The sequence below is a fragment of the Leisingera aquaemixtae genome (assembly GCF_019801145.1).
Classification (GTDB): Bacteria; Pseudomonadota; Alphaproteobacteria; order Rhodobacterales; family Rhodobacteraceae; genus Leisingera; species Leisingera aquaemixtae_A.
Genome location: NZ_JAHVJQ010000005.1, coordinates 378,725 through 398,378 on the forward strand (window position 1 = coordinate 378,725; position 19,654 = coordinate 398,378).

A 19,654-nucleotide genomic window follows, 5' to 3' on the forward strand; every position below is an offset into this window, starting at 1 on the left:
TGGCGGGGTTGTCCCCGCTCCGCAGCTGGCCGGAGCTTTTTTCAGATAGGAAAAGGGCGCAGGAAACTCCTGCGCCCCTCCCGGTGGTGTGTTTAGCGGAACGGCGGAGCGTACAGCAGGCCGCCTTCGGTCCACTGTGCGTTCAGGCCGCGGGCCAGGCCGACCGGAGTGTCTTCGCCGATGTTCTTGGCAAAGATCTCGCCGTAGTTGCCCTGAGCGGCAATCGCGTTCTTGGCCCAGTCAGCCGACAGGCCCAGCATTTCGCCCAGGGTGCCTTCGGTGCCCAGCAGGCGGTTGATTTCCGGGTTCTCGGTGCCGGCTGCCATTTCGCCCAGGTTGGCCGAGGTGATGCCCAGCTCTTCTGCCGCGACCAGCGCGTTCAGGCTCCAGCGGACAACGTCGCCCCACTCGTGGTCGCCATGGCGGACCAGCGGGCCCAGCGGCTCCTTGGAGATGATTTCCGGCAGGATCACGTGGCCCGACGGATCGTCGAAGGTGGCGCGGGTTGCGGCCAGGCCGGAAGCGTCGGTGGTGTAGACGTCACAGGCGCCTGCCAGGTACTGCTGCTGCGCTTCGGCGTTGGTTTCGATCGGAACCGGCTCGTAGCTGATGTTGTTGGAGCGGAAGAAGTCCGCCAGGTTCAGCTCGGTGGTGGTGCCGGTCTGGATGCAGACGGTGGCGCCGTCCAGTTCCTTGGCCGAGGACACGCCCAGCTCTTTCGGGACCATGAAGCCCTGGCCGTCATAGTAGTTGACGCCCACGAATTCGAACTTCAGGTCAACGTCGCGGCTGAAGGTCCAGGTGGTGTTGCGGGCCAGCATGTCGATCTCGCCGGACGCCAGCGCGGTAAAGCGGGTCTTGCCGGTGGTCGGCACGAATTCAACGGCGTTCGAGTCGCCCAGCACGGCTGCAGCCACAGCACGGCACACGGCAACGTCAAAACCTTCCCATTCCCCGTTTGCATTCGGGGCCGCAAAACCGACCAGGCCGGTGGTGACGCCGCAGTTCAGCTTGCCGCGGGCCTTCACGTCGTCCAGCGTGCCGGCAGATGCTGCGCCAGCCGCAAGACCGGCAAAGGTCATTGCGCCCAAAATAACGGATTTTTTCATATTTACCTCTTCCTGATAGCCCGCCATTCGGCGGTTCTTATTTTCCGGCGATCCCCCGCCGGATATGAGACTGAAGAAGGGTTTGCCCCTAATTCGTCGCTGAGTTTGGGCGCATTCATCAGCAAACGTCAAGTGCGCTATCAGGAATTTCGATGTACGAATTCCGCACGCAGGGCCAGCGCACGGAATTTTGTTTCGGGTTCCCCCTGTGGAAAAGTAATTTCTTGTCCTCTCAGGAAAAATCGTAGAATCGCTTGGCGTGCAGGAATTCCAGCCGTTTCACTTCGGCTGCGGCCTGCGCTTCCTCGTCCACGCCCCACAGTTCCTCCTGCCAGCGCTCGTCCAGGCGCGACAGCTGCCAGATCTCCTCGGCGCTGCGGCAGCCCGCAGCAGCCGCAAATCCAAGGATCAAAGAGCCTGAAATGCCTACCAGATCGTGAAATGCGGCCAGCTGGAAGGCGGTCATGGCGCGGACCTTCTCCGCCAGCGCGGCCAGCGCCGCCGCCTCCTGCGGCTGGTGCAGCACCCCGGCGCGCAGCTGCAGGCGCACCCCCAGTTCCGCCTCTGCCCAGTCCAGCAGCGGATCCCATTCGGCGGCCTGCCGGGCCGCCAGTTCAGCCGGGGAGTCCGCCCGGTAGCACAGCAGATCGGTGTCGCCGTATTCAGCCAGCATCGCCGCAACTTCACTGTGCTGATGTGTCACCTTGTCAATCGCAGCGTTAGCCGACCGGGTGCAGGGCATGGTTTTCGGGTCAACTGATTCGCTTTGGGCGTCCCATTCGGCGGCAATTGCCTCGGCCATGCCCCGGGTCGGCACCATCAGCGGCGCCTTGGCGGGCGTCCGGACCCGGCGGCCGTCCAGCTCCACCGCAAAACCGTCTTCGGTCTCCGCCACGGTGACCTCTTTCCAGAACCGTTTCTGTGCCCAGCCGCTCATCTCTTAGCCTTTCCAGATTTCTGCCAGCAGCGGGCGCAGTTCCGCGAAATCGCGGATCAGGTAATCGGCGCCCAATGTCTCTGCCGGGTGATAGCCCCAGGGCACGGCGATGGTGGTGACCCCCGCTGCGCGCCCCATTTCGATGTCAAACCGCGTGTCGCCGATCATCACGGTGCTTGCCCGCTCCACCCCGGTCTCCGCCATCGCCGTCAGGATCATCGACGGATGCGGTTTCGACGGGTGGTGATCCGCCACCTGACGGGTCACGAAACAGCTCAGCCCATGCGCCGCGATCAGCGCGTCAACGCCGCGCTGGGATTTGCCGGTGGCAACGCCCAGCAGGTATTCCGGCACCTCGTTCAGCTCTGCCAGCATCTCCCGCGTCCCGGGGTAAAGCGGCGAATGCGCTGCGCCCGCCGCCTCGCGCGCCAGCATGTAAGAGGACTTGTAGCCCTCCACCAGCGCGTCCAGCGTTTCCGCGTCCTGCTCCGGCGCCAGCTCTGCCATCGCCAGCGGCAGCGACAGGCCGACGATGGACAGGATTCTCTCGCGCGGCGGCGTTTTCAGCCCGGCGCCCTCGAACGCCTCCGCCATGGCGCCGGTGATCGCGCCCTGGCTGTCGACCAGGGTGCCATCGACGTCGAACAGGATCAGCCGCAGCTCTGCGCTCACTTCAGGTCCTCGAACGGGTCGTCCGCTGCCAGGTCCTCACTCCAGCCAAAGGTGTCCCAGCTTTCCTTCATATGCTCCGGCAGCGGTGCCACCACGGCGATTTCCTTCTTGGTCACCGGGTGCTCGAACACCATCCGGCGCGCGTGCAGGTGCAGCTTCTTGGAGATCACGCCGCCGATCGAGGCCCCCCATCCGTCGCCCAGGTTCTCCTGCCCGGAACCGCCGTATTTGCCGTCGCCGGCGATCGGATGGCCCATGCCGGACATATGCGCCCGCAGCTGGTGGGTGCGTCCCGTAATGGGCTCCATCGCCACCCAAGCGGCGCGGCTGGCAACGCGGTAGAGCGTGGCATAGAGCGTATGCGCCCGCTTGGCGCCGGGAGTGTCGTCGATGTCGCGCGGATGCACGTTGATCATCTTCTCGCCTTCGCCGGACTTTCCGTGGCCCGGCGCCTTCACCAGCCCGTTCTTGATCTCGCCCAGGTAGGGCGTCGGCACGCCGGCCACCAGCGCCCAGTAGATCTTGCGGGTGTTCTTGTGGCGGAAGGCGGCGGTCAGCGCCTGCGCCGCCTTGCGGTTGCGCGCCAGCACCAAGACGCCGGAGGTGTCCTTGTCGATCCGGTGCACCAGCTTGGGTTTTTCCTCCAGCCCGAACTTCAGCGCCTCGGCCAGCCCGTCCACATGCTTGGTGGTGCCGGAGCCGCCCTGCACCGCCAGCCCCGCGGGCTTGTTCAGCACGATCACATCGTCGTCGCGGTAGATCACGCAGGACTGGATCATCTTGGCATCGGCATCAGAGATTTTCATCTCGCGCGGCGCGGCAGGTTTCAGGTCGCTGTCCGCCAGCGGCGGCACCCGCACCACCTGCCCCGCCTCGACGCGGGTATTGGCCTTCACGCGGGCACCGTCCAGCCGCAGCTCGCCCTTGCGGCACATCTTTTCGATACGGCCCTGGTTCACATGCGGAAACAGCCGCCGCAGCCAGCGGTCGATGCGCTGGCCGCTGTCGTCTTCGCTGACGGTAATCATCTGAACGCCGCTCATGCGAACACTCCTCTTGCGGCCATCAGGCCCAGAAACAATCCGCCGACCGACAGGCCCACGGACAAAGCTACATAGAGCGCCGCCTGCCCGAAGGCGCCGCGCTCGATCAGGTTGGCGGTCTCCAGCGAGAACGCCGAGAAGGTGGTGAACCCGCCCATCAGCCCGGTCATCACCAGCGGGCTGAGCCAGGTCAGGTCCCGCAGCGCTGCCGCCACCACGAACATCCCCATCAGGAAGGAACCGAGGATGTTTACCGTCAGGATCGCCACCGGGAAGTCGTGATGTCCCAGCAGCCGGATGATGCCCAGGCCGGACAGATAGCGGCACACCGCCCCGATTGCGCCGCCAAGGGCCACCATGGAAACCGAAGAAATCATCCCCGTCCTGTCGCCGGCGCAGGCAGGGATGTCAAGTTTTGCCCGTATTGCGCGGCGCGCAGGGCTGACGCAGGCACACGCCCTTCCCTTTCATCTTTCCCCAAACACTCCCGCCGGAGGCAGCGGCTTTCCCGCAGGATAGCCGCTTCACTTGTTCCGCTTCAGCCTAAGGTTCGCAAAGTAATCCGTGCGCCGCTTCAGCTCGCGCTCGAACCCGCGCTCCACCGGCTGATAGAGCACCGGCCGCTTCACCCCGTCGGGGAAGTAGTTTTGGCCGGAGAACCCGTCCTCGGCGTCGTGGTCATAGGCATAGCCGTCGCCATACCCCTGCTCCGCCATCAGCTTGGTCGGCGCGTTCAGGATGTGCTTGGGCGGCGGCGCGCTGCCGGTCTGCTTGGCCAGCCGCCGGGCGGCCTTGATGCCGACGTAGACCGCGTTGGATTTCGGCGCCAGCGCCAGGTAGACCGCGGCATTCGCGAGCGCCAGCTCGCCTTCCGGGCTGCCAAGCCGCTCATAGGTCTGCCAGGCATTGAGGCAAACCGTATTGGCCTGCGGGTCGGCCATGCCGATGTCCTCGGTCGACATCATCGTCAGGCGCCGGGCCAGGAACCGCGGGTCCTCGCCGCCCTCCAGCATCCGCGCCAGCCAATAGAGCGCCGCATCCGGATCGGAGCCGCGGATCGATTTGTGCAGGGCGGAAATGAGGTTGTAATGCTCGTCGCCGGACTTGTCGAACTTGGCCGCGCGGCGCATCAGCCGGTTGGACAGCGCCTCGCGCCCCAAGGGCGCCTCCACCTTCCAGGCGGCGACTTGTTCAATAAGGTTCAGGAGCGCCCGCCCGTCGCCATCGGCCATCTCGTGCAACGCATCGCGGGCATCGCCACTCAGCGGCAGGGCGCGGCCCAGCTCCTTCTCGGCGCGCTGGGTCAGGCGTTCGAGATCCGCAAGCGACAGACGCTCCAGCACCAGCACCTGGCTGCGCGACAGCACAGCGGCGTTCAGCTCGAACGAGGGGTTCTCCGTGGTCGCCCCCACCAGGAGGATGGTTCCATCCTCCATATGCGGCAGGAAACCGTCCTGCTGGGCCTTGTTGAAGCGGTGGATCTCATCCACGAACAGCAGTGTGCCCTGGCCGTTCTGGCGGCGGATCTTGGCGGCCTCAAAGACCTTGCGCAGCTCCGGCACGCCGGTGAAAATCGCCGAGATCTGCACGAAATGCAGGTCGGTCTCCTGCGCCAAAAGCCGCGCGATGGTGGTCTTGCCCACGCCCGGCGGCCCCCAGAAGATCAGCGAGGACAAGGAGCCAGAGGCCAGCATCACTCCCAAGGGCGCCTCCGGCCCCAGCACCTGTTGCTGGCCGATCACCTCCGCCAGCGACTGCGGCCGCAGCCGGTCGGCCAGCGGCCGGTTCACGCCGGCCTGCTGCGCGCCGCCGTCCGCGGGCGCTGGGCTGCCGAACAGGTCCGCCATCAGGTGCGGAACCGCAGGGTGACATGCTGGCCGCGGCGGTTAAGGTCCAGCTGAATCCAGCGGCCGCCGTTTGCCAGGATGGCGTATACATCATCAGTGCTGGTCACCGGCTTGCCATTGACCGCCAGCAGCGCATCGCCCGGCTGCACCCCGCCGCGCCCGGCATAGGGGCCGGGATCGGTGACCACCACGCCCTCCGCCGACAGCGGCAGGCCGAGGCGGGCAATCACCTGGGGATTGATCTGCGCCACCGTCAGGCCGGGCAGCGCGGTCTTTTCATCCAGCTGCAACGGGTTGGCGGGCGGCTGGTCCGGCGCGGTGATCATCGGCACTGCGACCACGTCGCGCTCAGCCCCGCGCAGGCGGGTGATTTCAGCCGTGCCGCCAAGGCCGGAGACCGACATGCGGAACACCATCTCGGACGGCGAATTCACCACCTCGCCGTCCACATGGGTGATCACGTCGCCCACCTTGAACCCCGCCTTGGCAAAGGGACTTTCCCGGTGCAGGTCGGAGACAACCATGCCCTCCGGCAGTTCCATCCCCATCGAGGCAGCCAGATCCGCATCCACCGGCTGTCCGGCCATGCCGGCCCAGGGGCGCTGGAACTCCTCAGCGCCGTTTTGCGCCTGCTCCACGAACTCCCGCACCAGGTTCGCCGGGATCGCAAAGCCGATGCCGTTAGAGCCGCCGGAACGGGACAGGATGCGGGTGTTGATGCCAATCAGATCGCCATTGACGTCGATCAGCGCGCCGCCGGAGTTGCCCGGGTTGATCGGCGCATCGGTCTGGATGTAGTAGCCAAAGCCGTCGCCCGCCCCCATGCCGGTGCGCGCCAGGCCGGAGATGATGCCGCTGCTGACGGTCTGCCCCACCCCGAACGGGTTGCCGATCGCCAGCGCCAGCTCGCCCACCTCAACCTCATCGCTGTCGCGCAGCTCCAGATACGGCAGGTCCGCAGCCTCTTCCAGTTGCAGGATCGCCAGGTCGCTGGCCTTGTCGCCCAGGATCACCCGCGCATTGTATTCGCGCCGGTCATTGGTCACCACGCGGATTTCGGTGGCGCTGCCGACGACGTGGTAGTTGGAGACCACGATGCCGTCCGCCGACAGGATCACCCCGGAGCCGAGCGAGTTTTCCACCCGCGGCTGCGGCTGGGAAAAGCCGCGGAAGAAATCATCGAAGAACGGGTCGTTCATGAACGGCGAGCGGCGGCGCTGCTGCACCTGGCGCACCACCTTGGCATAGATGTTGACCACCGCCGGAGACGCTTCCTTGACCAGCGGCGCAAACCCCAGCGCGATCTCCGCCTGGCTCTGCGGCACCTTGGTTTCGGCACCAGCGGGCAGGGCCAGCGCAGGCAGGGCAAGACACAGGGCAAGGGCGGTCAGGGCTGGGCGGATCATGCGGACTCCGTTTGTTGCTGCCCGAAGGATATGCGGAGCGCGCGCCCGGATTGCAAGGCTGGAGGCAAGCCTCATCCCTGCGGGGCGGAGGGGCGCTGCCCCTCTTGGCCTGACGGCCAATTCACCCCGGGATATTTTCAGCCAGATGAATAAAGGATCAGACCGCGCAATTCAGCGGCCTGTCCCCCTGGCAAACCTCAGGCCTCCGCCAGTTCCGCCTGCGGGGCAGCCGCGCGGCGCTTGGCAACCGCGGCGGCCAGATGCTCCAGCTCTGCCACGGTGTCCTCCCAGCCGAGGCAGCCGTCGGTGATCGACTGGCCGTAGGTCAGCTCCCCCTTGCCCAGGTCCTGGCGGCCCGCCACCAGATGGCTTTCGATCATCACGCCGGTGATGCGGCTGTCGCCGCCGGCGATCTGCGCCGCCACATCGCGCAGCACCGCGGGCTGCTGCATCGGATCCTTGCCGCTGTTGGCGTGGCTGGCGTCAATCATCACATGGCCGCGGATACCGTCTTTTTCCGCCAGCTGGCAGGCCGCATCGACGGAAGCCGCATCATAGTTGGTGCCGCCGCCGCCGCGCAGAATCAGGTGGCAGTCCGGGTTGCCGCTGGTGGCCGCAATTGCCGCACGGCCCGATTTCGCCAGCGCCATGAAATGATGCGGATGCGCGGCAGAGCGCACCGCATCCACCGCGATCTGCACATTGCCGCGGGTGCCGTTCTTGAACCCCACCGGGCAGCTGAGGCCGGAGGCCATCTCGCGGTGGATCTGGCTTTCGGTGGTGCGGGCGCCGATGGCGGCCCAGGCGACCAGATCGGAGATGTACTGCGGCACCGCGGTATCCAGGAACTCTGTCCCGACCGGCAGGCCCAGGGCGTTGATGTCCAGGCACAGGCGGCGCGCCAGCCCCAGGCCCTCGTTGATGCGGAAGGAGCCGTCGAGGCCGGGATCGTTGATCAGCCCCTTCCAGCCCGAGATGGTGCGGGGTTTCTCGAAGTAGACCCGCATCACGATCTCCAGTTCGCCCGCCAGCCGCGCGCGCAGCGGCGCCAGGCGGCGGGCATAGTCCATCGCCGCCGCGGGATCGTGGATCGAACAGGGGCCGACCACCGCAATAACGCGGCCGTCGCGGCCGTGCAGCACGTCCTGAATGGCGGTGCGGCTGGCCAGCACGGTATCGGTGGCCGCCGCCGTCGAGGGCAGCTGCGACGCGAGGTCCTCGGGTGAGATCAGTTCCTGCATGCCGGTGATGCGGAGGTTTTCGGTCTGGGGTGTCATGTTTCAGCTTCCTTGGCGGGAGGCCCTTGGCGCTGCGGCGGATACAAAAAAACCGCCTGCGGGCTGCGGGCGGTTGGTGGTATCCTGGTGCGTTCCGGTCTCTTAACTCAGAATGCGCTGACCCCTCCGTCCGCCATGTGGCGCGGATAAAAGAAATACCAGAATGCGGCATAGGTGCGGGTCATGGGCCGGACGCTAGCGGAGATTCGCGGGGCTGTCACCCCTGAATTTCCCCGGCAGAATGCAGAAGGCCCTCCGCGCGGGAGGGCCCTGTGCTTCATCTTGCAGGCGGGCCTCAGAAGTCCTGCCACAGATCACGTGCGGCGTTGCCGTCAGCCGGGGCCATGGCCACCGGCGCCGGGCTGGCCTCGATCTCCCAGTCCTCGCCGCCATGGGCGGTGGGCAGGGCGCCTGCCGCCGCCGGAGCCATGGGGGCAGCCGGGGCCGCAGGCGCAGCCGCGCTGCCATCGACCTGGAACCGCGCCACCAGGTCGGCAAGCTTCATCGCGTCGCTGTTCAGCAGATGGCCTGCGGCGGTGGCTTCCTCCACCATTGCGGCGTTCTGCTGGGTCACCTGATCCAGCTGGGTGACGCCGGTGTTGATCTCATGCAGGCCGGTGGACTGCTCCGCCGCGCCTTCGGCGATTTCCGAGACCAGCTGCGAGATATGGCTGACACGGCCGACGATGGACTGCAGCGCCTCGCCTGCCCGGCCGACCAGATCGACGCCCTGGTCCACCTGGCGGGAGCTGTCGGAGATCAGCGTCTTGATCTCCATCGCCGCATCGGAGGAGCGCTGCGCCAGCGCCCGCACCTCAGAGGCCACCACCGCAAAGCCGCGCCCGGCCTCGCCGGCCCGCGCCGCCTCGACCCCGGCATTCAGCGCCAGCAGGTTGGTCTGGAAGGCGATGTCGTCGATCACGCTGATGATCTGCGAGATCTTGTTGGAGCTGTCCTCGATCCCGCTCATCGCGGCGACCGCTTCCTGCACCACCTCGCCGCTGCTTTCGGCCTCCTGGCGGGCTTCGCGCACGGTGGTTTCCACGTTGCGGGCGCCCTCTGCCGCGGATTTCACCGAGGCCGTCAGCTCATCGATCGCCGCAGCGGTTTCCTCCAGCGTCGCCGCCTGGCTTTCGGTGCGGTTCGACAGGTCGTCGGAGGCCTGGCTGATCTCGGCAGCGCCGCTGCGGATGCTGGCGGCGGCCGCGATCACCTGCTGCACGGTGGCGTTCAGATTGTCGATGGAGCCGTTGAAATCGGCGCGCAGCTGCTCGTATTCCTCCGGGAAGGCCTCGGCGATGCGGATGGTCAGGTCGCCATGCGCCAGGCGCGACAGCCGCTCGCTCAGCTCCCGCACCACGCCGGCCAGCTCGGCGTCCTTGCTTTCGGCCTTCTTCTGTTCGGCTTCCTGCATCCGCACCAGCTCGTCGCGGAATTTCTCCAGCGCGCGGGCCATGTCGCCGACCTCGTCGCCGCGGTTCTGGCCGCGGATCTCCACCGCGTTGTTGCCCTCTGCCAGGCCGCGCATCGACACCACGATGCGGCGGATGCCGGAGGCGATGCCGGACGCGATCAGGAAGGCCATCACCGCACCGATCAGGATGGCGCCGCCGATGGCGGCAGGGATCATGGTGCGGGTCTGGGCGCCAAGCGCCTCATTGGCGGCGCGGCGCTCGGCCATCGCTTCGGTGCCTGCGGCCTGCAGGGCGGCCATGGTGCCGCGGAAGCTGTCGAAATACGCCTTGCCCTGGCCCTCAGCTACCAGGTCCGCCATATCGTCCATGGTTGCGGCGCTGCCGATCACCCGGCGCAGCTGCAGCATCGGCACAACCACGTCGTTGCGCCAGTTGCCGATAATCTCTGCCACCGCATTCAGCCGGTTGGTCTGCATCAGCTTGTCCGTGAACGCCTCGCGCAGGTCGGCCATGACCTCGTTGAAGCGTTCGTTGCCTTCCATGTAGGGATCGAGAAACGCCCGGTCGCCTGCCAGAAGGAAGCCGCGCACGCCGGTTTCCATGTCAACGGCGGCAGCCAGCAGGTCCTTGGCGGTGCTGATCACCTCATGGGCCCGCTCCACTTCCTCCAGCGAGGTGCTCAGATAGTCGGGATCGGCAATGCCGGCATTCACCAGCGAGGAGAAAATGTTGCGGCGGTTGGCAAGCTCCACCTCCTCATCCTCGATGATCTTGCCGACTTCGGCGCGGAATTCTTCAAACAGGACCCGGCCCTTGGACTCCTTCACCGCGTCGGCCATGTCGTTCATGCTCATGGCGTCGCCGATCTCGCGGCGCAGTTCGATGGCGCCGGCGGCCACGTTCTCCTGCCAGCCGGTCAGGATCTGCTCCGCCTCGTCCAGCGTGGCAAGCATCTCCGCATCATCCCCCGCCAGGCTGCGCAGGCTGGCCAGGGTTTCGGCCACACGGGTTTTGCCGTCCTCAAACGGGACCAGGTATTCCTCGCGGCCTGCCAGCAGATAGCCGCGCAGCCCCGCTTCCATCTGCGAGGCGGCCTCGGCCAGGGATTGCGAGCCGGTCAGGATTTCCTGGGTGTGGTCCACCGCCTTGGCCGATTGATCCATCCGGCCCAGGTTGAAGACCGCCAGCACACCTACGCCAAGCACCAGCAGCAGCGGCAGCACCGCAACGGAGACGATTTTCACCCTGGTGCTGAGGTTTGCCAGTGAGAACCGCCTGGCTGCGGAAGTCTTCTTTTTTGCCATCACATCTGTCCCGGAGGTTTCGGATGGCAAAGTTAAGTCAGAATAAAATTACGATTCCCTTTCTGCAAAGAGCGCCGGCCGCAGGCAGCGCCGGATGCCGTGGCGTAAAGAAAAACCCCCGCTCCGGGCGGAGCGGGGGCCAGACAGTAAACCCGAAAGGTTCAGTGCGTCTTATTCGTCTGCTTCAGCAGCTGCTTCTTCTGCTTCCAGGCGGGCCTTGTCGGCGGCGCCTTTGGCGGAAACGTCGCGGTCGACGAACTCGATGATTGCCATCGGAGCCATGTCGCCGTAGCGGAAGCCGGCCTTCAGAACACGGACATAGCCGCCCTGACGGTCCTTGTAGCGCGGGCCCAGAACCTCGAACAGTTTCGCGACGTCCTTGTCCTCTTTCAGCTTGGAAGCTGCCTGACGGCGGGCGTGCAGGTCGCCGCGTTTCGCCAGGGTGATCAGTTTTTCAACGATCGGGCGCAGTTCTTTTGCCTTGGGCAGGGTGGTCTTGATTTGCTCGTGCTCGATCAGCGAGCCGGCCATGTTGGAGAACAGGGCCTTGCGGTGCTCATGAGTACGGTTCAGGCGGCGGTAACCACGTGCGTGACGCATTTTTCAGTTCCTTATCTTGCGTTTTGCTTTGTCAGGCGGCTGATGCGTGTCAGCCGCTCTCCTTGGGGCGGATGCCCAGATTGTCCCCGGCAGTCCCGGGCATTGAAGAGGAGGGCCGGAGCCCTCCTCGAAAACCTTAGAAGCTGTCTTCGAACTTCTTGGCCAGATCTTCGATGTTGTCCGGCGGCCAGTCCTCGACGTCCATGCCGAGGTGCAGGCCCATGCCCGACAGAACCTCTTTGATCTCGTTCAGCGACTTGCGGCCGAAGTTCGGGGTGCGCAGCATCTCCGCTTCGGTCTTCTGGATCAGGTCGCCGATATAGACGATGTTGTCGTTCTTCAGGCAGTTTGCCGAACGGACAGACAGTTCCAGCTCGTCCACTTTCTTGAGCAGAAGCGGGTTGAACTCCAGGCCATCGTCCTCGTCCTGGCGGCCAGCCGATTCCGGCTCGTCGAAGTTGACGAAGATCGACAGCTGGTCCTGCAGGATGCGAGCGGCATAGGCCACGGCATCGTCAGGAGAGATGGAGCCGTCGGTTTCCACCTTCATGGTCAGCTTGTCATAGTCCAGCACCTGGCCCTCGCGGGTCGGCTGAACGTCGTAGGAGACCTTCTTGACCGGCGAGTAGATCGCGTCGATCGGGATCAGGCCGATCGGTGCGTCTTCCGGCTTGTTCTTGTCTGCCGAGACATAGCCTTTGCCGGTGTTCACGGTCAGTTCCATGAACAGGTCGGCGCCGTCGTCCAGGTGGCAGATCACGTGGTCGCGGTTCAGAACTTCGATGCCTGCGGTTTCGGCAATGTCGCCAGCGGTGACAACTGCCGGGCCCTTGGCATTGATCGACAGGCGCTTGGGGCCTTCGACTTCCATGCGCAGGGACACGCCCTTGAGGTTCAGGATGATGTCGGTGACGTCTTCACGGACACCGGCCACGGACGAAAACTCGTGCAGGACGTTGTCGATCTGCACGCTGGTGATGGCCGCGCCTTGCAGCGAGCTCATCAGGACGCGGCGCAGCGCGTTGCCCAGGGTCAGGCCGAAACCGCGTTCCAGCGGCTCTGCGACGACAGTTGCCTGGCGTGCAGGATCGTTGCCCGGCTTCACTTCCAGCTGTGCCGGTTTGATCAGCTCTGCCCAGTTCTTATGGATCATGCGTTCCCTCCATTCCTGTCCTTGCCCCATGTCCGAAAGGCCAAGGACGCCCGAGGTTTAAATGACGCACTGGGGCCCTGCGAATCAAGCGGGGCCCCAGCAAAAAATTCGAATTAGACGCGGCGGCGCTTCGGCGGGCGGCAGCCGTTGTGCGCGATCGGGGTCACATCACGGATCGAGGTGATGTTGAAGCCGACAGCGGCCAGTGCGCGCAGAGCCGATTCACGGCCAGAGCCGGGGCCCTGAACTTCGACTTCCAGGGTCTTCACACCGTGTTCCTGGGCTTTCTTGCCCGCGTCCTCAGCAGCCATCTGAGCCGCGTAAGGAGTGGATTTCCGCGAGCCTTTGAAGCCCATGGTGCCGGCGGACGACCAGGAGATCGCGTTGCCCTGCACGTCGGAGATCAGGATCTTGGTGTTGTTGAACGAAGAGTTCACGTGAGCAACGCCGGAGGCGATGTTCTTGCGCTCTTTACGCTTAATGCGGGTTTTATCGCGTGCCATTGATCAAGCCCCCCTTACTTCTTCTTGCCGGCGATCGGCTTTGCCGGGCCCTTGCGGGTGCGGGCGTTGGTGTGGGTACGCTGACCGCGGACCGGCAGGTTGCGGCGGTGGCGCAGGCCACGGTAGCAGCCCAGGTCCATCAGACGCTTGATGTTCATGGTCACTTCACGGCGCAGGTCGCCTTCGACGGTGTAGTTGGCGTCGATGTGCTCGCGCACGGCCAGGACTTCTGCGTCGGACAGTTCGTTCACACGGCGGGTCTGGTCGATGCCCACGGCTTCGCAGATTGCTTTCGCCGAGGTGTTGCCGATACCGGTGATATAGGTGAGGGCGATGGGAACCCGCTTTGCAGTCGGGATGTTAACGCCGGCAATACGTGCCACGTGTCACTTTCCTTTTCGTTGCGGTTCCGTAACGCCGGAACCTTTTTTCACAACACTTGACCGTGGCAGTGTGGCCAGAGGGTCCAGCATTTCGAGGTGGTAAGGCAGACAGACGAATCCATCCGCCGGGAATCATTCCCAGAAGGGATGGGGTTGCCTATGTGGAATTGCCGCGGGGGTCAACCCGTGATCTGCGAAAACCCGGGGGCCGCCCCCTGCCCCGTCAGCTGCTGCAGGCAAAGAACTGCAGCGGCTCGGCTTCGCCCATCCAGACGGATACCGTGCCAGGCTCCTCCGGGTCCAGAACTACTGTGAACAGCTGCGGGAAATACTGCGGCCCAGGCAGCTCGCAGCGGCCCGTGTGGTCGCTGACCCGGTAGCTGCCCCATTCCAGGCTGAGCGCAGGCTGGAAGTTGCAGAAATACTCCATCGAGCTGAAGCCGTTTTCATGCAGGATCAGCCCGCCCTCATTGGCATAATCCGCAACCCCGTCCTGGCTGATCAGCACCCGGTCGCAGGCGGCGGCATCGTCAAGGTACAGCTGGTCCGCCAAAAGCGGGCCGGACAGGGCAGCCGCCGCGGCCAGAACGGCCGGGGCTTTCAGAAAATGGGCGGTCATCGGAACCTCCGGAAAAGAAAATGCCCCGCAGCTTTGCAGCACGGGGCACTTCAATCCGGTAAACGGGGCGGCTTATTCGCCCATGATCCAGGCCATGCTCTTGCGGACGTCCTCGATCGAGGCGAGGCCGTCGACGCGCTGCAGGTTGCCCTTGGCATAGTAGTAGCCGATCAGCGGCGAGGTCTTCTTGTAGTATTCCATCAGGCGGGTCTTGAGGCTGTCCTCATTGTCATCCGCCCGGCGCTGCACGTCACTGCTGCCGCAGTTGACGCATTTGCCGTCTGCCGGCCAGGGCTTGGTCTGGTCGTGGTAGACCTCGCCGCAGCCGCCGCAGGTGGAGCGGCCGGTGATGCGGGCGACCAGCGCCTCGTCGTCGACCTGCATCTCGATCACGGCGTCGAGTTTCAGATCCATCTCGTCCAGCAGCTTGGCCAGCGCGTCGGCCTGGGCCAGGGTGCGCGGGAAGCCGTCGAAGATGAAGCCGCCGGCGGCGCCCTCCTGCAGCTTCTCGCGGATCAGGCCGATCACGATCTGGTCGGTGACCAGCTTGCCCTCGGCCATGATGGCGGCAACCTTCTTGCCCATCTCGGTGCCGGAGGTCTGGGCGTCCCGCAGCATGTCGCCGGTGCTGAGCTGCACCATGCCGCGGGATTCAACCAGGTAACGCGCTTGGGTGCCTTTGCCCGCACCAGGCGGGCCAAGGAGAATAATGTTGGTCATCGGCGAGAGGGTCCCCGTTTTGTCCGTTTCTTGTTGCGCCCGCGCAGCTGGCTCTTCTCGATAAGGCCCTCATACTGATGCGCGAGGAGGTGGCTTTGCACCTGCTGGATGGTGTCCATGGTGACGGATACCACAATCAGAACGGACGTGCCGCCAAAATATACCGGGATGGCGAATTGGCCGCGGAGCACCTCTGGCAGCAGGCAGACCAGCGCCAGGTAGCCGGAGCCCAGAACCAGGATGCGGTTGACCACGTACTCAATATACTCGGCGGTCTTCTTGCCCGGGCGGATGCCGGGAACAAAGCCGTTTTGGTTCTTCAGGTTGTTCGCCACGTCGTCCGGTTTGAAGGAGACGTTGAAGGTGTAGAAATAAGCAAAGAACACGATCATCGCGACGAAGAACAGCAGGTACAGCGGCTGGCCGGGGCCGAAGTTCGCCAAGAGCCAGGACATCACCGGACCGGTGGCCGCGCCCGAGGAGAACGCCGAGATGGTGGTCGGCAGCAGCAGCAGCGAGGAGGCGAAGATCGCCGGGATCACGCCCGCCGGGTTCACCTTGACCGGCAGGTGCGAGGAGCCGCCGTCATAGACCTTCATGCCGACCTGGCGGCGCGGGTACTGGATGTGGATCTTGCGCAGCGCGCGTTCCATGAACACCACGAACATGATCACCGCAACCACCATCACCATCACGCCGATGATCACGGCGGGGCTGATCGCGCCGGAGCGGCCGGAGGCGAAGAACTGGGCAATCGCTGCCGGAACCTCGGCGATGATGCCGACGAAGATGATCAGCGAGATGCCGTTGCCGATGCCGCGCTGGGTGATCTGCTCGCCCAGCCACATCAGGAACATGGTGCCGCCGACCAGGGTGATCATGCAGGCCATGCGGAAATACATGCCGGGATCGGTCGCCAGGTCGCCCTGCTCCAGCGACACGGCAAGGCCGTAGGCCTGCGCGGTCGCCAGCGCCACGGTGCCGTAGCGGGTGTACTGGTTGATCTTCTTGCGGCCCTGCTCGCCCTCTTTCTTGAGCTGCTCAAGCGAGGGAACCATAGACGTCAGAAGCTGAACGATAATGGAGGCGGAGATATAGGGCATGATGCCAAGGGCAAAGATCCCCATGCGGCCAAGCGCGCCGCCGGTGAACATCGACACCATGCCGCCGATGCCCTGGCCCGCCTGCTCCATGAACTGGCGCAGGGCGGCTGCGTCGATGCCGGGAACCGGAATAAAGGTGCCCAGGCGGTAGACAATCAAAAGGCCGATGGTGAACAGGATGCGGTTGCGCAGATCCGTAGCCTTGCCAAGGGCAGCCCAGCTGGTGTTTGCCGCCATTTGTTCTGCTGCTGATACCATGAAAAGGTCTCTTCTTTAGCGAAAACGCCGCCCGGAACCGTTTTCCGGCTCGGGCGGCGTTCTAGGAAAACTGAGGACTATGTAAGCGGCATTTGCGCCGCTCACAAGCCGTTACTCTGCGGCGGTGGGGGCTGCCACAGTCAGAGTGCCGCCGGCTTTCGCTACAGCATCAACAGCAGCAGCGGATGCGCCGGTGACGGAGATGGTCGCTTTGGCGGTGATTTCGCCCTTGGCCAGGACGCGGACGCCGTCCAGCTTGCGGCGCACCAGGCCGGAGGCAACCAGCGAATCCTCGGTGATGGAGGCTGCGTCCAGCTTGCCTGCGTCGATGAACTTCTGGATCAGGCCCAGGTTCACAACGGCGTATGCCTTGCGGTTCGGCTTGTTGAAGCCGCGCTTGGGCAGACGCTGGTACAGCGGCATCTGGCCGCCTTCGTAGCCGTTGATGGCCACGCCCGAACGGGATTTCTGACCCTTGATGCCGCGGCCGCCCATTTTGCCTTTGCCGGAACCCGGGCCACGGGCCACACGGGTGCGTTTCTTGGCGGCGCCGGGATTGTCGCGCAGTTCGTGAAGTTTCATGTCGCTTCTCCTTGCCGGATGTGGCCCCCGAAGCGTGATGGGCCAAACACGGCGTTTCTTGATTGGTGATTCCGTGGCGCGGAACGCCACCGGGTGCCTATAGACGGGATGGGGAATGGGATCAAGCCCTGCGGCCGGACAGGGCTGAAGGAATGCAGCAAGGGCCGCCAAGGCCCCTGCCCTGCCGGTTGCACGCTGTTCCGTCTGTCTCTGTTTCCGTTCCGCTGCTGGCCGTCCGTTAAAGGGTGGCGGCGCCGCCGGGGTGGAGATGGGATGGGGATGACCCCATGCGAAAACGCGTCTGCGCGCTCCGGGTGCCAGACCGGAGCCCAGTTCCAGGTGCCGGGGGTGTCAGGCCCGGCGGGTGATCATGACCGGGGATGATCCTGCCAGAGCCGGGTTAAAACCCCGTAGGCGGTGCGTACGGTGGGTGCGCAACGGGTGCTTTGGCCTTTTACTACTCGGCTTCAGTTGCGGGAACCCTGAGGGCAGCGCCCGGCCCGGCGGGGTGGGAAGCGAAGCGCCCGCCCTGTTTTGCCGGAGGCAAACCTTCGGTTTGACGGGGGCGGGACGGGCGCTGCCCGGCCTTGCGGCCGGACGAGAACGCTCAAGTTGGGTGCCGCCCAGCTAGCAGAACGGAAAACAAAACGCCCCCGCCGGATGGCGGGGGCGTTTTGGGGCCGGGCTGTTGGAGAGGGAGGAGGATCCGCCAGCCGGCCGGGGAGATCACTTGCCGTAGACGTGCTCGCGGGCGGCGCCGGGGATGGCGCAGCGGCTGAGACCGATGTCGGCCAGGTCGCGGGCCGAAAGCGCGCGCAGCGCGTGGACGGTCTGCCGGTATTCGCGGCGCATCCGCCAGTTCCGGAACAGCCCGGACAGGATGCCTGCCAGCCGGGCGGGGATGCCGGCAGAAACCGGCGCGGTGAGAGTCGAATAAGCCATTGTTCTTGTTCCTTCGCGCCCGCCCGGAACGTGCATCCGGCGCGCCGCTTGATCTGTTCGTCTGAAGTGACAGGGAGATAGGGACGGCCCGGCGGGGCCGCAACGGCTGCTTTGGTCTGGCAGCTATGCAGCACCCGCATAACACCTTCGCGTGAGGGGTCTTGAACCCCGCCAAAAGAAAACGCCCCCGCCCCGGAGGGGCAGAGGCGCTTTGGCCCGGGCATGAAGAGGAGGAGGAGAGGAGCGCCCGGGAGGAAGGGAATTCTCAGCCGTAGACGTGCTGGCGCGCGATGTCGGCGATATCGCTGCGGCGCACGCCGATGTCGGAGAGCTCATGATCGCTCAGCGCGTCCAGCTCGTTGAAGGTGCGCTGGAATTCGCGGGCTTTGGTCCAGGAGTCCACCAGGCCTTCGACGGTCGCGCGGAGGCGGGCGGTGAGGCTGTGGCCGGTGTGTGCAGCGGAAATAACATGTGCCATCGTTCAGGTCCTTGTCTCTGAAGCCGGGCCTATTCCCGGCGGTCTCTGTATGGTCGTTTGCTGTGACACCGAGATAGGACCGGGGGATGAGTCGAACAACTGACGGATCGGACTGCCCGCTATGCAGGCATTGCAAGGGGTCGTGCCTGCCGTTCACCCGCCCTGCCCCCGGTGCAGGCTTTCGCTCCATTTGGAAATCTCCGCAAAGAATGCCGGGCCGCCAGCCGGGATAGGCATCACCTGCGCGGCGGCCCGTTCAGGCGTCATCCGCCGGCCCCCGGGCGCTGAACGGCCCGGAGCAGCGACAGCGCCCCCCACAGCAGGAAGACCGGCAGCACGAGCATCCGCAGCGTGAAAATGCCGATCAGTGTCAGGGATGAACGCAGGATAGTGTCGGCTTCCTCCACAAAGACCTGCGCCGCCTCGAGATAGCGGCCGCTCTGCTCAAAGACGCCGCTGATGCCATTGCTGACGCCGGCGACCTGGCTGCTCAGCCAACCCAACACCCCGGCATCCCCTTCCGTTTCCAGTGCGGTTTCAGGCGCCGTATCCTCCTCCGCCCCGATGAGAATTTTCGCTTGCTGCGCGACTGCATCAAGCTCGGCCATTGCCGCGCTCATCTGGGCTTCGGTGGCGCGCTCTCCGGCCCAGACGCCGAGGGAAAAGACCAGGGGCACGGCAAGGCCAACGGCAAAGCCAATGGCGATCCCCTGGTTGCAAAGCGCTGTCACCGGTCTCACGGCAGCGGGATACAGGCCCGCGGCAACCCGGCCCAGCAGCCCGGCGCCGAGAACGGCAAGCCCGACGGAAACCACTGGCGCGAGGCCAACCGTGGCCAGTGCAGCCCCTGCCGCAACGAGAAAGACGGCATCGGCAACGCGCTCCACCGTATCGTCAACCGGTTCCAACACCTTCAGCGGCTGGAGGCTCGCTTGGCCGACGACGGAGGCGCCCACCTCGATCTCCTGCGCGGTGGAAAGCGCGGCATTGATCACGCGCAACGAGACATACACGGCCACTGAGGAGGTTGCGATATCTTCCGCCGTGTGTTCCGCCGCCGAGACAAGCGGGTTCCAGTCGCTGCGCCCAAACAGGCCAAAGATCCCGGCGCAGAGAAGGAACAGGCCGGCAGCCGCACAGGCAGCCGCCTTGGCGCTTTTTCTCATTGGATTGCGGGCCGGGTTGGTCATTGCTGGGTCACTGATGCGTTCTGAAAGGCTGCACACACGCATACCACGCAAGAGCCGCGGCACAACACCTGTGCTCCGCCCCAGAACCGGACCGGCACGATCTGCGGGCGCTT

At 65.0% G+C, this 19,654-nt stretch carries 20 protein-coding genes; all 20 read right to left on the reverse strand.

Annotated elements, in window-relative coordinates; translation table 11 throughout:
• Window positions 1-92: 92 nt before the first annotated feature.
• Window positions 93-1,109: an amino acid ABC transporter substrate-binding protein gene (locus tag KUW17_RS14750; RefSeq protein ID WP_222480438.1), complete on the reverse strand. Its 1,017-nt coding sequence runs from the start codon at window positions 1,107-1,109 to the stop codon at window positions 93-95.
• 232 nt (window positions 1,110-1,341) lie between these two features.
• On the reverse strand, window positions 1,342-2,046 hold the full coding sequence (locus KUW17_RS14755) for an ATP12 family chaperone protein (protein WP_222480440.1): 705 nt from the start codon (window positions 2,044-2,046) through the stop codon (window positions 1,342-1,344).
• Between the two features lie 3 nt (window positions 2,047-2,049).
• The gene (locus KUW17_RS14760) at window positions 2,050-2,718 is read right to left on the reverse strand and encodes an HAD family hydrolase (protein ID WP_222480442.1); all 669 of its coding nucleotides are present in this window, start codon (window positions 2,716-2,718) and stop codon (window positions 2,050-2,052) included.
• Window positions 2,715-3,761 carry an RluA family pseudouridine synthase gene (locus KUW17_RS14765; protein WP_222480443.1) on the reverse strand — a complete coding sequence of 349 codons (1,047 nt, stop codon included), beginning with the start codon at window positions 3,759-3,761 and terminating at the stop codon, window positions 2,715-2,717. The genes KUW17_RS14760 and KUW17_RS14765 overlap by 4 nt, the downstream gene beginning before the upstream one ends.
• Window positions 3,758-4,138: a fluoride efflux transporter CrcB gene (gene crcB / locus KUW17_RS14770; protein WP_222480445.1), complete on the reverse strand. Its 381-nt coding sequence runs from the start codon at window positions 4,136-4,138 to the stop codon at window positions 3,758-3,760. Before crcB ends, KUW17_RS14765 begins: the two co-directional genes overlap by 4 nt.
• A gap of 147 nt (window positions 4,139-4,285) precedes the next feature.
• Window positions 4,286-5,608, reverse strand: a complete 1,323-nt coding sequence (locus KUW17_RS14775) for a replication-associated recombination protein A (RefSeq protein ID WP_222480447.1) — start codon at window positions 5,606-5,608, stop codon at window positions 4,286-4,288.
• Window positions 5,608-7,014: a trypsin-like peptidase domain-containing protein gene (locus KUW17_RS14780; protein WP_222480449.1), complete on the reverse strand. Its 1,407-nt coding sequence runs from the start codon at window positions 7,012-7,014 to the stop codon at window positions 5,608-5,610. The genes KUW17_RS14775 and KUW17_RS14780 overlap by 1 nt, the downstream gene beginning before the upstream one ends.
• 197 nt (window positions 7,015-7,211) lie before the next feature.
• Window positions 7,212-8,291: a 3-deoxy-7-phosphoheptulonate synthase gene (locus KUW17_RS14785; RefSeq protein ID WP_222480451.1), complete on the reverse strand. Its 1,080-nt coding sequence runs from the start codon at window positions 8,289-8,291 to the stop codon at window positions 7,212-7,214.
• 295 nt (window positions 8,292-8,586) lie between these two features.
• Window positions 8,587-11,010 (reverse strand): CHASE3 domain-containing protein, encoded by a 2,424-nt coding sequence (locus KUW17_RS14790; protein ID WP_222480453.1) that lies wholly within the window; start codon window positions 11,008-11,010, stop codon window positions 8,587-8,589.
• A gap of 171 nt (window positions 11,011-11,181) precedes the next feature.
• Window positions 11,182-11,610 (reverse strand): 50S ribosomal protein L17, encoded by a 429-nt coding sequence (gene rplQ / locus KUW17_RS14795; RefSeq protein WP_222480455.1) that lies wholly within the window; start codon window positions 11,608-11,610, stop codon window positions 11,182-11,184.
• A gap of 136 nt (window positions 11,611-11,746) precedes the next feature.
• Window positions 11,747-12,763 carry a DNA-directed RNA polymerase subunit alpha gene (locus tag KUW17_RS14800; protein WP_019298014.1) on the reverse strand — a complete coding sequence of 339 codons (1,017 nt, stop codon included), beginning with the start codon at window positions 12,761-12,763 and terminating at the stop codon, window positions 11,747-11,749.
• Window positions 12,764-12,876: 113 nt separating this feature from the next.
• The gene (gene rpsK, locus KUW17_RS14805) at window positions 12,877-13,266 is read right to left on the reverse strand and encodes a 30S ribosomal protein S11 (RefSeq protein WP_019298013.1); all 390 of its coding nucleotides are present in this window, start codon (window positions 13,264-13,266) and stop codon (window positions 12,877-12,879) included.
• A gap of 14 nt (window positions 13,267-13,280) precedes the next feature.
• Entirely contained in the window at window positions 13,281-13,649 is a 369-nt protein-coding gene (gene rpsM, locus KUW17_RS14810) for a 30S ribosomal protein S13 (RefSeq protein ID WP_222480457.1), read from the reverse strand.
• A gap of 223 nt (window positions 13,650-13,872) precedes the next feature.
• Window positions 13,873-14,268 carry a hypothetical protein gene (locus tag KUW17_RS14815; RefSeq protein ID WP_222480459.1) on the reverse strand — a complete coding sequence of 132 codons (396 nt, stop codon included), beginning with the start codon at window positions 14,266-14,268 and terminating at the stop codon, window positions 13,873-13,875.
• Between the two features lie 72 nt (window positions 14,269-14,340).
• The gene (locus KUW17_RS14820) at window positions 14,341-14,988 is read right to left on the reverse strand and encodes an adenylate kinase (protein WP_222480460.1); all 648 of its coding nucleotides are present in this window, start codon (window positions 14,986-14,988) and stop codon (window positions 14,341-14,343) included.
• Complete coding sequence (gene secY / locus KUW17_RS14825) at window positions 14,985-16,349, reverse strand: preprotein translocase subunit SecY (RefSeq protein WP_222480462.1); 1,365 nt, start codon at window positions 16,347-16,349, stop codon at window positions 14,985-14,987. Before secY ends, KUW17_RS14820 begins: the two co-directional genes overlap by 4 nt.
• A 111-nt stretch (window positions 16,350-16,460) precedes the next feature.
• Window positions 16,461-16,931: a 50S ribosomal protein L15 gene (rplO, locus tag KUW17_RS14830; protein WP_222480464.1), complete on the reverse strand. Its 471-nt coding sequence runs from the start codon at window positions 16,929-16,931 to the stop codon at window positions 16,461-16,463.
• 726 nt (window positions 16,932-17,657) lie between these two features.
• Window positions 17,658-17,873: a DUF1127 domain-containing protein gene (locus KUW17_RS14835; protein ID WP_222480466.1), complete on the reverse strand. Its 216-nt coding sequence runs from the start codon at window positions 17,871-17,873 to the stop codon at window positions 17,658-17,660.
• Window positions 17,874-18,138: 265 nt separating this feature from the next.
• Window positions 18,139-18,351 carry a DUF1127 domain-containing protein gene (locus KUW17_RS14840; protein WP_222480468.1) on the reverse strand — a complete coding sequence of 71 codons (213 nt, stop codon included), beginning with the start codon at window positions 18,349-18,351 and terminating at the stop codon, window positions 18,139-18,141.
• 263 nt (window positions 18,352-18,614) lie between these two features.
• Complete coding sequence (locus KUW17_RS14845; protein WP_222480470.1) at window positions 18,615-19,541, reverse strand: hypothetical protein; 927 nt, start codon at window positions 19,539-19,541, stop codon at window positions 18,615-18,617.
• Between the last annotated feature and the right edge of the window lie 113 nt (window positions 19,542-19,654).